Below are 17,054 nucleotides of genomic sequence, written 5' to 3'. Positions count from 1 at the left end.
GATTTAGAATAACGAGGCAGTTACGGTATCAAACAAATGAGTTACCTGTAGTGGCTAACTTAAACTTGAAATTTACGGGTTTTTTCATACACGTTTCCTCCCTAAAAATATTATATATTATGAGTAACTACTCCTAATATCTCAATTTATCCTTTATACTGTTTTTATACTTGTGAACAAATTTTATTTTAGATAATATTGGAAATTCCTCCATTTAATCTAGAATTGATCCGCTTATCCAGTTACAACCACTAAAATACCTGATATAATAGGTAAAATATAAAGATGGAAAGAATGAATTTTATTTTTCATTATGCAAAACTCCTTTCCCCATTTGTGAACCCAAGCACATTTAAGTTATAACATTAGAATAAGACTTTTTTTATAAGTAAACTAAAAAATTTTAATATATGAAAGTTGGGATTATTTGAGTAGAAAAGCAGGAGAAATCATTCGCGAATTTAGAATCGGGAAAAAAATGACATTGACTTCTGTTTGCAAAGGAGTGATGTCACCCAGTCAATTATCAAAATTTGAACGTGGAGAATCTGAGATCATATTTCAAAAAATGGAAGGTCTGTTGCACAACTTGAACATTACATATGAAGAATTTGAATTATCCAAAAATAATTATGAATCCAATAATCTTCAAGGATTGCTAAATAAAATAAGACGCTACTATTCCGAACATAATATTGGTCGGTTGCATGCTATCTATACAAATGAACTGTTTAATTTTAAGGAGACCGGCGATATTGCCTATAAATTAAACGCCATCTGTATAAATTGTTTTCTTAGAGATTTAAACAAGGAAAAATTCCCTATAAAATCTAGTGAACGTCACCTTTTATCAAAATATCTCTTTTCAATTGACCAGTGGACTAAATATGAATTATTGCTTTTTTCAAATACATTACCTATATTGACGATCGACACAATTTTTTGTTTAGCAAAAGAAATGATCAAAAATGCCAGTCAGTACAAAATGATAGAAAGTTACAATAAAATTATGCTACAGACATTGTTAAATGTTTGTATTTTGGGGATTGAAAACAGTAAATACTCTGATGTAATCTATTTCAAAAAAATACTAAGCGATATGTTGCTAGATGAGACTTTTTTATATGAAAAAAATGTTCTAAATTTTATTAATGGGCTATTTGAATATAAAACAAACAACAAAATTAACGGAATGCAACAAATGGAAAAATCAATTAGCATTTTTCACCAGTTAGATAGCATAAATTTAGCGATAAATTATTCTGAATATATTCAAAAATTGAATTAAAAAAAATTTCCAAGTATTTTTTTCACATTTGAAAAAATACTTGAAGTTATAGAAATAAATTTTGAACCCTCATCAAGATTCACTAGTGAAAAGGGATTCCGAGCTAACTCAACATCACTCTAAAGTTGAATACTAAGAGATTCAAATGGCTTTTCTGTAAGTACCTATGTAATAGCTACTAAAAGGATGCTACCAAACATCTTTTTCGTAGTATTCATCCTCTCACCCATTCTGATACAAAAAAACAGAAGTTTATGTGAACACACCACCCATCGTCGATCTATCCACTTATGATAAATTTGAACAGCAATAGCAGAGGCAAAAAATGGAAAATGAATAGCAGGTTTAAAAAGCTCTTACCCATTGCCGTACCCAAAAGCACAAAAAAGACATCCTCCAAAATTTTACATTTTTTAGATTTAAAGCGGTTTTGACACCTAATATCCATACTTTTTTATACGAATTTAATAGAATTGTGAAAGTTTAACAAAAAGGAGGGAGTTATATATGGAACTAGGAGAAAAAATAAAATTGCAGCGGCAAAAGAGAAAAATTTCGCAAAAAGAACTTGCTGAACACTTACTAGTCTCTAGACAAACTATTTCAAACTGGGAAAACGAGAAAAATAATCCTGATATGGAAAATTTAATATTATTAAGTGACTTCTTTTGTATAGATATTACGTAAATATTTGGTGTTGTTACTCTCAGGAGTAGGAACGCCAATTATTTTTTTTATAACAAAAAGACATCTGGTTGTCCTATAATTAAATCGCCAAACCCAATCATAGGAGGAAAACCAAATGTCCATTAATAAGAATATCAAAATTAAAGAAAAAAGCATAGACAAAAATGATCAAACAGATGCTAAATATTAAAGACTCGAATATTTCTTTTTCTAAAGATGCCGTTAGCAAACAAAAGATCAAAGGCCGGATGTGCACTGTTTTTACTGGCGTTTTAACCTGCCATCCACCTCGTTGTGAACATTGTGGGTTTGATTCTGTGATTCGTCACTCGTTTAAAGAAAGCTGGATTCAGCTGCTTCCTTATCAAGAAGTACCTTCTTACTTACGCCTTTTTAAACAACGATTCTATTATAAAGAATGTCACCATACTTTTTCAGCGAAAACCTATTATGTAGCGGAAAATTGTTCCATTTCTCAAGCGTTGAAATTTGCGATTGCCATTGATTTAAAAAAAGAAACTATCCATGAAAGAGATTGCGCAACGGTACTTCGTCTCTTCAAAAACCGTAGAACGGGTCTTAGATTCCTTTTATGTAGAATTTCGAGTAAAATTGACTACAAGTAATCCAAAAACGAGAAAAAAGTAGCGGAAATTAAAATAATACTGATGTACTATTCTAAAGAAAAATACAAAAATCAATGATGCATCACTCAATGAGTTTCCCCTTTTCCAACGAAAATTATTGATTGAATCAGATGTTTGAGATAATCGCTTATCCGTTGACAGTGAGCTTCGAGAAAGTTATGAAATCTATCAAGAATTACTAGCTGCTTTTGACGCAAAAGACTCTATTGGATTTTTTGAATTAATTGAGATATTGCCTGACTCTTTAAATCCAGAATTCAAAAAGGCACTACACTACTTGGAAAAACACAAACAAGCGATTAAGAACTCCCTCAACTATTCTTATTCTAACGGTAAACTGGAAGGCAAAAACAACCTGATTAAGGTCATAAAAAGAATCGTATTTGGCTTTAGAACATTTCGTCATCTTAGAAAGAGAATTCTGATCCAACAAAACCTTTGCGAAATCATTTAATTACACAAAAAAGGAAACGCCGAAACGTCTCCTTTTCGTGATTTAATTCAAAACAACATCATTTGACAAAGAGCCATTAATTATCATAATTGATATAAACTTAAAGTAGATACAAACTAGTTTATACGAGTTAAAATACTTGATAATAGAAAGGCTACTCTCTTGAAAAAAGTACATCTTCAACTTCTTTTGGAATAATCCCTAAGAAGTAATCTTCAATTTTATCCCAGAAAAAGCTTGTATAATTTTTGATCCTCTCTGATTTTTTTCTACCTTCTACTTTATGTGTAAATAGATATGTGAGCATTGCAACACTAATCTTATGCCTTTTGTGAACATCTTCTAGAAGATAATTACGATACCGATCGCCTTCCATTATTGCACGCTCTAATGGATATATTGAATTCACCCGAATATAGATTTGAGGATTGAATCCACTTGATACTTCATAATCTAAAACACCTAGAGCTTGTCCCAGTCCTAAAACCAGCATAGCCTCATCTATTTTTGAATTATCGCGACTTCTAAAAAAGTATACGGTAAACGTCTCTTCATCCTCAAAAAGATTTGTACTGTCATGATAAAATTTAGACAAACTATTTTTCACTGTTTCTAAAAACATATCAAGTTGACTATTTATTTTATAAATACTTTCCCCACGGGTATCAGTTCTTTCTTGAATGAGCCTGTAGTTCTTTAATTTACCAAAATCGAAAGCTGCATTTACTATTACTTGAGCGATTGATCGAGCTTTAAAAATATCTATATAAGGAAAATCTTTATGAATCACTGCCCCTAACTCTTTAATATTAAAGAAACCCTCTACGCGTCTTTTCTCTCTACAAAACCGTTCAAAAGAAGCCAGCAATCCATTATATTTTGTAACAATTTTACTATATCCAGTTTGATCTACTCTGGGAACAGTTATTCCTGTAGCAAAAGTGAAATGCTTGAAGACACTTGAATACTCTAGTTCGTTACGCTTACTTTCATTAAAAAGAGCAAACTTAAACTGTGGGAAACTCATATGTTTAAAATGTTTTTCCCAAATACCCGCTACATCTACAGAATATATATATTTATAATTTGAATTTTCCAACTCACATACTTTATTTAAATAAACTTTCAATCGACTATTTAACAAGATTGACTCCGAATTTTCTTTAACTAAAATCTGCTCATTACCGAATAATGATCTAGGACGAGCAACAAATGGAGAGTAACCAATTTTTTTAGGAGACGAAAAATCCTTTTCAATCATAAGCATAACCGTCTTTATTTTATTGTCCAATGCTGTTGGATCATCCAGGTCTTTTGAAAAAATATATCGAAATTCATCAGCATTTACTATTAGATTACGATTGTTACCTTTAGATTTATATATACTAATAATTTTCCTCATAACTTCTAGTATTTGATCTTTTCGGATCGCGCCCATTCCTTGTAATTTATTTACTTCCGAAAAATCATTTGATAGATAATCAAGCCAAGCAAATCCTAACGAAACCTTATCATGATCTCGAGAGACCCTGCCTATTTCTTGAATATAATCAACAACATTTCCTGTTGGTGCAAAATGATAAACATTATTGATGTCAGGTATATCTATTCCCATACCAAAAGCTTTTGTTGCTAATACAAATCGAAGTTCTCCATTTTTGAAGCTCTTGAGCACTTCGTCTTTTTCCTCTTTTTCCATAGATCCATAATACATACCTGTAACTTCCGCAATATCACCATCATGGTTATCAAGAAAATCTTTAAAAGCTCGTAACAATTTAATTGTTGGAAAATACATCAGGGTTTTTTGCTTACTTTTTTGAGAAGTTTGAAGGTGCTCTAAGGCAAGCTGAAATTTCGTTTTCCGATAGTCTCTCCCAGCCTTTTCAAATGATTTGCCAGATGAGTCTATACACATTATAATATCGTCACGTTTGACTTTTCCGAAATAAGCGATTGGTTTTTCCATGTTTAAACTATCCCTAGTATCCATATACATATCATCTTTCCCACCGTAAATAGCTGTGGCGGTAAACGTTACTATTGGAAAACGCTGTTTTTTTCTTAACTTCGATAAGTAGATGCCTAAATACCAATAATCAGCTCTAAAAGATCTTCCCCATGTAGTTACGATATGTGCTTCATCAATTATAATTAGACCAATTTGACGCTCTCCAATCAGCATAGAAATATCAGAACGACTTTGAAGTGTTTCTGGAGAAAGATATAACAAATCAATACTACCATCTGTAACACCGGTTAATATCTGCTCTCGCTGATAAGGTGGCGTATTAGAGTGTATTCTAGCAGCACTTTTTATCCCTCGACTTGTCATTGAATCAACTTGATCATTCATTAACCCGATCAACGGGGAGATGATTAATGTTAATGGCTTTTTATCGGTAAAGTGTTCTCGAATAAACAGAGCTGGGATCTGGAACATTATTGATTTTCCTGATCCTGTTGCAGAAGTTATATAAATATCTTGATAGTCTTTTCCACTAAGTGCTGCATCAGCTTGGTTGACAATATCATCAATTATTTGAGCTTGAGAAATCTCAACAGTTTTTCTATCCCTACTCTCAATATTCAAATACATCTCCAAATCCTTGAAACTATTATATCCCCAATAATGATTTAAAATTTCCAAATACTCAGGTAGTCTTTTAATATCTTTACGTTTAATTGTTTTTTGCTTGAAAATAAATTCTGTTGGAGGAACAATTACATTTTTGAGAATAGCTAATCTTCCGACATAATCATTGGGAAGCTCTCGAGGATCGGCAGTTAATATAAACTCTATTTGGTGAAACTTCTCTGTCGAGTAAATTAGTTTCTGAATCAAATCTAGAAACAATATTTCATCATCTGATAGTTCAATAGAGATCTTTGATGAATTAGAATCGTCTGAAATAGTTAGGTCCTTTATCATTAATTCTGTTTGGAAAAGATTAATTACTTTGTGTTTATTAGCATCGATAGATTGATAAGTTACATAATAACTATCAGACGATGAGGAATAGTCAATATCTCCATAAAATGATGCTATGTGCTCAAATTCTTCTTGTTTCGAATCTTGTATCATCTCATCATTCTCATAATAAAACCTTGTATATATATCCTTAATATCTGATAGAGTATTCTGATAAGGAAACTTAGTTAAATACAAGTTATTCTCAATTATTCTTATATCAAAAGCATAAGAAAGTAATTCTTCCACAAGAGTAAATTCTTCATAAGTTAGCCAAAAAAAATCACACTCTATACTATTTATAGTTGTAACTATTGAGAATATTTTATCGTGAATGTATTTTGTATCAATTTTATCTAAAGGAAAAAAAAGCGTTTCGTCTACAAGCCGTCGTCCTAGTGCTTGTGGTATCCATTCAGGAGGAAATCCTTTATATACGAGTAACAACTGTTTATCGTTTTTATCTAACACAATGCTCTCAATTCTTTTTTGTACATTTTCAACTAAGCTTATCATCAACTGCATTGTCCCTTCCATTTGTATAATAGTAATCACTAATTAATTCACGATTAACTTTCTTTTTCATCTTCCTAATTGCTTTAGCTTCAATCTGTCTTATTCTTTCTCGAGTAACACCAAAAATATTTCCAATCTCTTCCAATGTTTTACGACCTTCACCATCAAATCCAAATCTCAAATATAAAATTTCTCGCTCCTTTTCCTTTAGGTAATTCATTGACTTCTTTATATCTTCCCTTAAAAAATCAAGATCAATGACTTTATCAATATCATAATTATTATCAGGAAGCATGTCCCCAATAGTTGTATCTCCGTCAATTCCAATTGGTGTATCCAAGCTCGGTAAGGATAAATAGGTATTTCGGATAGCAAGTAGATCATAGTATTGTTCTTCACTTATCTCCATTTCTTTCAAGATAGAAGAAATGTCAGTTGTACTTGCATTAGTCAGCATTTGACTTTCAAGCCGATTTAACTTATTAATCTTCTGAAAAATATGAACCGGTAATCTCACTGTTAAACTTGTATCCATAATTCCTCTGCTTATTGATTGTCTAATCCACTGTGTTGCATAAGTAGAAAAAGCATATTCTCTAGATAAATCAAATTTATCAGCTGCTTTTAAAAGTCCAATCATTCCAAATTGTTCTAAATCATCTATATCTAATGAACTTGTAAGATATTTATTATATCGTTGAGCAATCTTTAATACTAAGCGTCGGTTAGCCTTTACAAGAGCATCTAGCGAAGAGTTGTCTCCTTCTCTTTGATAGGAATCTAAATAATCATTATTGAATTGAAACCCCATATTTTCTTTTTGCTTACTTAAATTTCTAGAGAAGTTTTCGGAGTTTATTCTTTCATCTAATGTTTGAAATTCATCAAAATCAAACATGGAAAGATCAAGTGTAGATAGTCTGGAATTTTCTTCTTTATTCTCTAAGCCCAATTCTTTTTTTAATTCAGCAATAAATAAAAGACTATCTTGTTTGAGATCTTCAACTGAAATAGTTTCAATATTTAACCTTCTATGGGGAAATTTTTCTTGAATAGCCTTAATCTGGTCATATTTTATCTCTTCAGACACTACACTCAACCTCCAAATCTCATAATTCAATATGCAGTAAAATCATACTCTCATATATTTTATCCTCATAAATCTAGTTCTATTAATATAGTATTATAAAAGTTTGCTTCACTCTGGAACGTAATTTCCTACTTCTGTATGTTTTGTTTAATTCCATAGTTATCCACTTACCAACGTTCAACAAATCAATTAATAAAAAGCGTTTTCAACTAAGCGCGTGAAAACAATGTTTCTTTACACTGGTTGTCGCTCAACTGTTATTATACTCTATATTATTAAATTTTAATATATACCTAGTGAACGCCAATTTGCTACTATAAAGAATATCATGAGAACCATCAATCTACTTTTTACAGTTTTTAAAAGATAAAAAAATAACACTTTAGTCCCTAAATAAATACAAGTTCCTATAAGGAACTAATAAACATGTCATTCCGCATATTCTATTAGCTTATAGGAACTAATAAATCTAAATCTTTCATGATCAAAAAAACACCTCTCGAATAATCGAGAAGTGCTTTGAAATCTTCGATAAAAAAATAACATTTTGAAAATTTTGAAGCTTTACGTGCTTTCTTAAGACCTGGTTAGCTCAACGATTTTTTCAAACAACTTTATAATGCTTTAATAGCAACGATTAAAGAGATTGGAACACGAAAAAGTTTTATTGACTTTTAAATTATTTGAAAGCAATGGTGTCAATTTATTTCAAAATACGCGAGCCGATTTGATACTATATTTTACATTCAAAAAATTTATCAATAGATATTTTCTCTAAGAGATACGACCACGGAAATTGCACTGCAATACATAAAATCTATGGAATAAAAATATTAAATAGTTATTTTTTGAGACATAATTGAGAGATGGATTACTTTCTGGTGGTATCTGGTAGATAGAAAACAGTGTAAATACGGGATGTCCAAAAAATTCCAAAGCCTCATAAAACTCAGTAAAATTTAGTCGACAATGTCAAAAGTATGGTCAAAAAATACTCGCCAGTATATTATTCTTAAAATTAGTCTACACTATAGTTTAAACTAACGATTGATTCAATCCTAATAATCTTACTTTTTACCACGAGTATTCTAATATCTGGATATTTTCAATTCCAATACGAAAGACCTTTGAGGCTTCGTAAACTAATTCATTATCAACATGTTCAGGTTCATCAAGAAGACGAATTAATTTTCTTTCACTTCTAATTTTTGATAAAAGGTCAACATCTGATTTCAAACCATGTCCCATAATCGTTATCACTAGTACATTAGAAAAATCTATTTTAAGGTAATTCTTAATACATAGCTTCGGTGGATATTCGGAGAATGGATTTTGATAAATTGTACTTAAGATATTTGCTGTCAATAGATCAGGCGCAATCGACAACTGTTGGAGAAATCTCAATATTATGAGCCGCTGAGTGTTTTTATCTCCAAGATTCATTTGCCCATATTTTTAGATTGTCTAATGGGATAGATGGTATAAACGCGGTTAGTTAAATCATTAAAATATAATATTTTGGTCTTATCTATCTCTATTCGGATTGATTCCCGCTCGCAACATATATTTCTGAGATTTTTAAAAGAAAATGCTCATCTTTCTTAACAACTAGTCGCTAAACTCAATTTCAACGTTATAATTTATATGTTTTTTTACTTAATCTTTTCTTGAATGGCTAACTGAATTCCAGAACTAACTTTGTTGTCACAATACCTAAATTTACTTATTCCATCGGCTTCACTTTTTTTTCAATAAAATCAATTTCGTCCTCACCTAGATTATATTTTGCGTACAACTGCTGGTCTATTTTTGCGATAGATTTTGTCCAATCAATATCACTATTTGAAGTGAAATCTTCTAGAGGCACTTTTGACCAAGTATCTTTAGTTGCATTATCTTGGGTAATTTTCTTAACACCTAACATTGCTCGTAAGAACTTCGTACTTAGATACTTCTTTAAAGCAATCGCCTCAGTCTCAGTCTTAAATTTTCCAAACGATATGAATGTCTGTGTATGCCCTACTTCAGGTCCCATTACAACTGGTGAACTTAAGGTTTCGCCAAATTTACCTGATCCATTTGATTTTGGGACTAAAACTTTCCAATACTTTAAATTCCCTCCCTCTCTAACAAATTCTGATTTTACATACTTAAGAATTCGTTCATTATTTTGTCTTCCATAAATTTGAATATAATTACCATTATCAGGCTTTTGAAGAAAGAAAATCTCTGGATATCTATCAAAAACGTTAGATCCCATCGACTTTTGCTCATTTTCTTTGACACGACCTCTAAGCTCTGGGTGTTCAACTAACAAAGCATTTGAAAATTTGTATGAACTACGAACAAAAATTATATCACTTATACTTTTAAAATTAGGTAAGTTCACTTTTTTTATAATTCCATTCAGTTCTTGATGGTTTGTAAATGTACCAATCTCACCACACTCTTTTTGCTCGTCTCTATACAAAATAGCTACTCCACCTTTAATATCAGTATTTGGAAATACATTTGATGACTTCTGATTAAAATATAGAACTTTCAAATGTTTATCCTTAAGCATTTTATTATTCCAAGACTTAGGTGTTTGACCTACGTTTGATAGAAATCTTGCTGGCGATATTAAAATATACTTTTGAGAAATTTTGCTCGCTAATTCATAAAAATACTGATAGATTGGATTATCTCTATTATTCTCACTATTAGTTTCTTGATATGGTGGATTCCCCACTACTACATCAAACTTCATTAATCATTACCTCCAAACAATTCATCACATTTTTCTTCAAAACTCATATCAGCCTCTCCACGTGCATAGGGCGTAGTATCTAAACAAACCACATGAGAATCGCCGATACTCTTAGCCTTGTCATCAAATCCAAAAATGAAATTACGAGCGATGTTATAGATAATCTCACTCGGAGCAAAACCATAGACTTGGTTTTCGAGGATATGCTTCAATCGCTCATCCTCATTAGGAATCTGATCTGCCAGTCCTACGTATAATCGTTTCACAATTTCCGTCAAATACAATCCCGACTTGATATATAAGTCTACAAAAGTCTTGTTAGGGTCTGTGAAATCCTCCGGGCTTTCCTCTTGCAACTTGTCAATCATCATCTTTACGACTCTCTTTGGCGTGAATATCTGATTGGTCTTTTGTGGAGGAATATAATCAAAAATATCTTCTCCTTGTGACTCGTCAAAATAGTTGGCAAGTTCATAACGCTTACGTAGAAACTCTTGCACCGATTCATTAAAGACTGCTTCATCAAAGAAATTATAAGTATCTCGTAGAGAACGGAATTGTTCCAAAGTAATCCCTGTAACTTCTCTAAACACCTCGTCTTTTATAGTCTCATCAAATGTGGCTAAATTTGTAGATTGTTCCCCATATGCCATTAAGAATGACGGAATTGTTCTGGCAAAGCCACGTAATCTAGCCCGAATATCGTCTTCAACTGTATTTTTCTTTTTCTCTTCAGCTTTCTTAAGTACGGTTTCGGTAGATTTTTGTGCAAGCTCCTTGGTCTTTTCTTCCACTTTAGTCACGACATCTTGCTTAAAGTCGTCTTCAATCTGTTTCGTTTCAGCTTGAAAAGCTTCTTCAGCTTCTTTTACAGCCTGAGTATTGTTTTGAGCCTCTTTGACTTTTCTTTCTAGCTCAACTCTTGCTTCAGCTTGCTTAATTTCGACCTGTCTTTGAACGATTTCGACTTCCCGGGCAATAGCATTTGCGTTTTGCGCCACTACCTGTTCTGCTTGCTTAGCTGTCACGCCGTTTTCTTTAGCTAGCTCTTTGACTGCGGTCCCTGTATTTTGTTTGAATGTCTGAGCAACCAGCGTTGCAAGATTATTTGATGGATCTTCTTCGACTGCCTCTTCAATTGTATTCGTAATCTCAGCATAGACTTTTTCACCAAAGCGAGCATCGGTGGTGGCAATCACGATATCTTGCTCCACTTCAACCTCACCTTTATCATCAACCTTCACACCTTGCGTATCGATTGGTTCTTCAGTTTTTCTTGGCGTTACTTTACCTGGATCAACAGGATTTAGTTGTTCAAGAATTTCCCGGGCCTCAGCTGAAGCAAAGATACCAGAAACGTTTTGGAAGAGTAAATTTGACATAAACCCACGGCGAACAACTTCTTGCGCCTTGATAACCTTTGGAATAGTCAGAACCTGATTAACATCTAATTCCACCATCTTGCCATCGCTATCCTCGGCAATAACAGGGAAGAAATTCAACAACTTCTTGATATTTTCTTTTCGTTCAGCAGTCGTCCCACCACCGCCAGCAGTCTTCCGTGAGAGATTATTGGCAAACTCATCATAGATAATTAGCGTTCGTTCAGGCGCAAAGTCGAAGACGTAGGCATTCTCTTTTTGATAAACTTGCCCATCAACAACCGTATCCCAAGGGTTTTGCGCCCTAAAAGCCGCTTGCATATATAGACTAGGTGATTTCATGTTTGACAACATCAAAACAGCAGTCCATTCAGGAACAGTTACACCTGTGGTCAACTGGCCCACTGAGAGGGTAATAGTCTTGTCATTATTCTTAATAGCCTCACGTACTCTATCAAGGGATTTTTGGTTTACTACCTGATCATCATCATTTGCTCGACCATCACCAGCAGCAAGGATAATCTTGTAATTTTCGAAGACCGGATGGCTTTCTAATAACTTTTGTAGCGCCTTAGCACTAGCCACCCGATTTAATATCCAGAAAGTATGTTTCAATTCGTTACGAAGCTCTTTAGTTGAAAACGGATATTTCTCGTTATGTGTTAGACTATCTAACCATTTCACAATATCTTGCTCGTGAACAAAATCGCCATTATCCTTAGTCAAAAAGAACTCATTGAGGTCAAAAGCATAATCGATATTATTTCCGTCAATTTGTGCCCCTTTATTTACCTCGCCAGTAATCATTTGACTCATTTGATAAGAGAAGAGATTTAGCTTGGGTAATTTTTCGTATGGGTTATTCTCTGCATCATCAGACCGCCAGTTAACTTTGGCATTTTGCTCATCAGCATAAGTCCAGTTGTAAATCTGATCTTCTGAAAATTTGCCAGAGGCTACTGCCTTAAATGGGGTACCAGATAAGTGTAACGTAAATTTTCGTTTGATATTGTCAAAGGCAACATCCGTTTTTAAAGTATCGACCCCTTCATGACTTTCATCGATAACCAACAAATCCCAACCAAGGTCTTTCACCCACTTTAACTTATCGTGGACACCTCCAAAGGAAATCGCACCTTTTAAATCTTGGAGAGAGATGAAGGCGACTTGTCTGGTACTGTCATTCATTTGATTTATAAATTCATCTCTTGTTATGACAGGTCTCTCACTTAATGAATCAGCTGTTGAAACAAACTTGTAGTCTGTCTGCCATGCGATAAATTTTTCAAAATCATCAAACCAAGAATTGGCAATCGCCGGACGATTCGTAACGACTAATACATTCACTGCATCTAGTTTTCGAGCTAAGTCGTATGTACTTAGCGTCTTACCAAAGCGGGGTTTTGCATTCCATAAGAATTCACCATTTTCATGGGATTTTGCGTACTCTACTGTCTTAGCTACAGCATCTGCCTGTTCAGCACGTAAAACGTAATCCAACTCTTTCTTAGCCTGATTATGCTCGTTTTTTACGAAGTCCTCAAAATCCAGGTGAGCTTTATTTTGAGTACCATTGTAATAAAACCACTCGGATTTTGGGCGCTGTTTAATGTTTTTAAACTTTCTAAGGTAAGCATGAAGTTGCTTGTCTTTATGAAGATGATGACACCATTACTGAAAAAAGGAAGAACTATGATGAACTATCCGCTCAAGGACAATACGATAGTCTAAAACGCAAACAGAAACATTATCAAAATATGCGATTCGAAATTGCCCGCCTTGTGGACTCGAATTTTGACAATCAAACAAAATTTTTAACTCTCACTTTCAGAGAAAACATTCAAGACATTGAGTATGCGAATAATGAATTCAAGAAATTTATCAAACGACTAAATTACGATCTATATAAAACAAAGAAAGCAAATTTAAAATACCTCGCCACGTGGGAAAAGCAAAAACGAGGTGCAATCCATTATCACATTATCTTATTTGACTTTCCTCTTATCTCCGTTAATCGTCTTACCAAGATCTGGAAACATGGATTTGTCAAAATTAACAAGATTGATGTGGATAGTATCGAGAATCGTGGGCGCTATATCAGCAAATATTTCGACAAAGAGCTGGAATTGAAAGAGCATAAGAAAAAAGCTTTTTTCAAGTCACGGAATCTCAAACTACCAACTGTTACTAAAAAGATGGTAAAGAAACCCTATGATTCCAAAAACCAAGATGTGCTCTATACAAGCGAATATACAGTTAAACGTCCATTTTTTTACACCGCTTTAAATGAGTTGGGAAGTCCTGAACAAGTGATGGATTTCCAAGAAAGTACCGTTCGTTACACAAAAATAAAAAAGTAATTCATTTTTCAATATTCAAAATTCTAAGGAAGTGAAGAACATGACCGAAATGACCATCTTATTGAGTGAAGAACAACTGACCGCTATTTCAAATCAGCTTCATGCAACGATCCTCACTCAAATCGAACAGATTAAAGATCAAACCCTACAACAGTATCGATATATGAATAAAAAGCAAACTTGTAGCTATCTGCAAGTTTCTAATAACACTCTCGACAATTGGATTAAAGAAGGCTTGCCTATCATCCAAATCCATGGCTCAAATAGATTTGACCGTATTGCCATTGATCAATGGCTCGCAAACCTAGCAAAATAATTCCGATATCGCTATAATTCACTTATAGTATTTGATTTCGGCTCGCAAAACTCGGAGGGAAATACTATGGCAATCAACAAGACAGAAAATGAAACTTACCGTTTACGGCTTTACTATCCGCAAGATATCCAAGAACGATTGGGGGTCAGCAAGCTGTACTCGAAAACATTCAAAACAAGAAAGGAAGCGAAAGACGCAGAAATTGATTTCTACGCCTCAATTAAAGAGATTCGTGAGAACAAGGAAAAAAATGCCTTTGAGCTAGGCGGAGAAGCTTTATTCAAAGATTTTTATGACGATATTTGGCTGGATGCTTATACCGCTGGACTGACTTCCAGAAACACAAAAACACCCACTGCTGTAACGATTTATAATACAAAGGATATCTTTCGGCTACACATTTTACCAATGTTTGGAAAATACACGTTGAACTATCTTAATCAAAACAAAGCCTTTGTATTACAGGTAATGACCAAAAAGGCTGCTGAATATGCAAACTTCAAAACACTACGTAGCTACGTTAATTCTATTTTTGATTGGGCTGAAGAGCTTGAGTATATCGAACGAAATAAGCTAGAAAAATCATTGAAACGAATTAATGCTACTAAGAAAAATCAGTTGAAAGAAGCAAAAAAAGAGGAAGATTTGTACCTCTCCTTTGAGCAACTTCAAGAATGGTTAACCGCCGTTCAAAGCGATTATGAAAGTGGGCAATTGACTTTACAGGACTATGTATTATTTCTGACTACTTTCTTTTTATCCGATCGCAAATCAGAAACTTACGCTATCAAATGGAAGAACGTGAATTTCACGACTTCCCAGATTACGATTGGTAAAGCCTTGGATAAATTTGGTAATGAAAAAAGCACAAAAGGGAATAAAACGACAATTTTCCATATTCCAAATGAACTAAAGCAATTACTTCAACAGTGGAAAGTCCAACAAAAAGAAGAACTAGCTCAGTTTGAAATCGAACAAACCGAAGAACAGCTACTCTTTACCTTCTTTGATGATAAAGGGAATATCAATCAAAGACTTCATACAGATTATTTGAACTACCGCATGAAATCCATTGAGCGACGACATAAACACCTTACCCATGCGACCCCACACAAGTTACGGCATACTGGGGCAACTTTAGCCAAACAAGCTGGTGTAGCTCTAGAACAGATTTCTGAAGCATTGACTCACAGCGATACCAACATCACACGAACATATGTAAATACACCAAACGTCATTCAAATGCCTATTGGTGAAATTGCCTATCGCAAATTGTCTCAAAATGTTGCAGACCGGAATGGTGTCAACAATGGTGTCAACTCAAAAAAAGACGCTTCGCAAAATGAATTGCGAAACGCCTGAAAGTGTTGATATAAAGCTGTTTTTAACGTTTTGAAAACTGTGATGCTTTACGAGCTTTTTTAAGACCTGGTTTTTTACGTTCAACCATACGTGCGTCACGAGTAAGTAACCCAGCGCGTTTAAGAGCAAGACGGAAGTCAGGATCAACTTCTAGCAATGCACGAGCGATACCATGACGCATAGCTCCTGATTGTCCAGCGTAGCCTCCACCGTTTACGTTAACAAATACGTCATAAGCGCCTTTTGTTTCAGTAACAGCGAAAGGTTGATTGATAACTTCACGCAAGTCAGCATGTGGAATGTATTCTTCAACATCTTTTTTGTTTACAGTAATTTTACCAGTTCCTGGTACTAAGCGTACGCGAGCAACTGCATTTTTACGACGGCCTGTGCCGATATATTGAACTTGTGCCAATGAAATTCCCTCCTATTAGATTAAGTTTGTGATGTCTAAAACTTCTGGTTGTTGTGCTGCATGTGGATGTTCAGCGCCACCGTATACATTTAATTTTGTAAATTGTTTGCGGCCTAAAGTATTTTTAGGAAGCATTCCTTTTACAGAAGTTTCGATCAAACGACGAGAATTTTTAGCACGCAATTCGCCAGCAGTGATTGATTTCAATCCTCCTGGGAAGTTGCTGTGACGGTAATAAATTTTATCAGTCGCTTTTTTACCTGTTAATTTCACTTTATCTGCATTGATGACGATGACGAAATCGCCAGTGTCCAAATGAGGTGTGAAAGTTGGTTTATTTTTACCACGTAGTACAGATGCAACAACTGTTGAAAGACGTCCCAATGGAACATCAGTTGCGTCTACTACATACCATTTACGTTCTACTTCGCCTGGTTTGGCCATATATGTTGTACGCACGTTATTTTCCTCCAATTTAAGTTCTGATGTTTGACATACACTTCGAGTTTCCGGGGCTCTTTGTGGGGCAAACAATACCATTTAACATATTACCTTCTAATCCCCTTAATGTCAACGTTTTTTCTTTCTAATGAAAAATTTTAATTTTCAGTGCAAATTCTTTTATTCTTTTCATTTTTTCAATGTCCAATCAAAAATCCACTTTGAATAAAATGATAGATATTCATAAATAAATGCATAATATATATTTTTATTTCATTTTATTGTATATTTATTTAGTAAATTGATTGATTTTTTATTTTTATGATGTTATCATTTGAAACAATCAATTCTGAAAACAATGAAAATTAAGGGGAGA

Annotated in this window: 11 protein-coding genes and 2 pseudogenes; 6 read left to right on the top strand and 7 right to left on the bottom strand. The window is 33.7% G+C overall.

The features are described 5' to 3' along the window. Window positions 1-427: 427 nt before the first annotated feature. The 3 genes and pseudogenes from FGQ66_RS12165 to FGQ66_RS15850 all read left to right on the top strand — a co-directional run bounded on the left by FGQ66_RS12165 (window position 428) and on the right by FGQ66_RS15850 (window position 3,076). Complete coding sequence (locus FGQ66_RS12165) at window positions 428-1,288, top strand: Rgg/GadR/MutR family transcriptional regulator (protein ID WP_138302520.1); 861 nt, start codon at window positions 428-430, stop codon at window positions 1,286-1,288. Between the two features lie 507 nt (window positions 1,289-1,795). Beyond that, window positions 1,796-1,975 carry a helix-turn-helix domain-containing protein gene (locus FGQ66_RS12155; RefSeq protein ID WP_138302519.1) on the top strand — a complete coding sequence of 60 codons (180 nt, stop codon included), beginning with the start codon at window positions 1,796-1,798 and terminating at the stop codon, window positions 1,973-1,975. Between the two features lie 115 nt (window positions 1,976-2,090). After that, window positions 2,091-3,076 (top strand): annotated as a pseudogene (locus FGQ66_RS15850) (transposase). A gap of 154 nt (window positions 3,077-3,230) precedes the next feature. Here the strand turns inward: FGQ66_RS15850 and FGQ66_RS12145 are convergent. The 5 genes and pseudogenes from FGQ66_RS12145 to FGQ66_RS12130 form a co-directional block, all read right to left on the bottom strand. Beyond that, window positions 3,231-6,572 carry a helicase-related protein gene (locus FGQ66_RS12145; RefSeq protein ID WP_230315297.1) on the bottom strand — a complete coding sequence of 1,114 codons (3,342 nt, stop codon included), beginning with the start codon at window positions 6,570-6,572 and terminating at the stop codon, window positions 3,231-3,233. After that, window positions 6,547-7,653, bottom strand: a complete 1,107-nt coding sequence (locus FGQ66_RS12140) for a sigma-70 family RNA polymerase sigma factor (RefSeq protein ID WP_249361100.1) — start codon at window positions 7,651-7,653, stop codon at window positions 6,547-6,549. Before FGQ66_RS12140 ends, FGQ66_RS12145 begins: the two co-directional genes overlap by 26 nt. A 1,074-nt stretch (window positions 7,654-8,727) precedes the next feature. Beyond that, window positions 8,728-9,096 (bottom strand): hypothetical protein, encoded by a 369-nt coding sequence (locus tag FGQ66_RS15245; protein WP_171024611.1) that lies wholly within the window; start codon window positions 9,094-9,096, stop codon window positions 8,728-8,730. Between the two features lie 280 nt (window positions 9,097-9,376). Further along, window positions 9,377-10,402: an Eco57I restriction-modification methylase domain-containing protein gene (locus FGQ66_RS12135; protein ID WP_138302517.1), complete on the bottom strand. Its 1,026-nt coding sequence runs from the start codon at window positions 10,400-10,402 to the stop codon at window positions 9,377-9,379. After that, window positions 10,402-13,437: pseudogene (locus FGQ66_RS12130) on the bottom strand (DEAD/DEAH box helicase); the annotation flags it as partial. The gene FGQ66_RS12135 and the pseudogene FGQ66_RS12130, both read right to left, overlap by 1 nt. Before the next feature lie 104 nt (window positions 13,438-13,541). Here FGQ66_RS12130 and FGQ66_RS12125 point away from each other — a divergent pair. The 3 genes from FGQ66_RS12125 to FGQ66_RS12115 all read left to right on the top strand — a co-directional run bounded on the left by FGQ66_RS12125 (window position 13,542) and on the right by FGQ66_RS12115 (window position 15,822). Next, on the top strand, window positions 13,542-14,144 hold the full coding sequence (locus tag FGQ66_RS12125; protein WP_171024610.1) for a rolling circle replication-associated protein: 603 nt from the start codon (window positions 13,542-13,544) through the stop codon (window positions 14,142-14,144). A gap of 40 nt (window positions 14,145-14,184) precedes the next feature. Further along, window positions 14,185-14,460 (top strand): helix-turn-helix transcriptional regulator, encoded by a 276-nt coding sequence (locus FGQ66_RS12120; protein WP_138302515.1) that lies wholly within the window; start codon window positions 14,185-14,187, stop codon window positions 14,458-14,460. A 66-nt stretch (window positions 14,461-14,526) separates the two neighbouring features. Continuing rightward, window positions 14,527-15,822 (top strand): site-specific integrase, encoded by a 1,296-nt coding sequence (locus tag FGQ66_RS12115; protein WP_138302514.1) that lies wholly within the window; start codon window positions 14,527-14,529, stop codon window positions 15,820-15,822. 22 nt (window positions 15,823-15,844) lie between these two features. Here the strand turns inward: FGQ66_RS12115 and rpsI are convergent, their stop codons facing one another. Together rpsI and rplM are read right to left on the bottom strand one after the other, a co-directional pair. After that, entirely contained in the window at window positions 15,845-16,237 is a 393-nt protein-coding gene (gene rpsI / locus FGQ66_RS12110; RefSeq protein ID WP_005881201.1) for a 30S ribosomal protein S9, read from the bottom strand. Between the two features lie 15 nt (window positions 16,238-16,252). Then, on the bottom strand, window positions 16,253-16,681 hold the full coding sequence (gene rplM / locus FGQ66_RS12105) for a 50S ribosomal protein L13 (RefSeq protein WP_034865780.1): 429 nt from the start codon (window positions 16,679-16,681) through the stop codon (window positions 16,253-16,255). Window positions 16,682-17,054 lie beyond the last annotated feature (373 nt).

It is taken from the genome of Enterococcus sp. BSD2780061688st2 D3 (genome assembly GCF_005844145.1).
In the GTDB taxonomy this organism is placed as follows: Bacteria; Bacillota; Bacilli; order Lactobacillales; family Enterococcaceae; genus Enterococcus_B; species Enterococcus_B durans.
The sequence above is the reverse complement of the archived record's forward strand: the minus strand, read 5'-3'. Positions and strand labels throughout refer to the sequence as shown.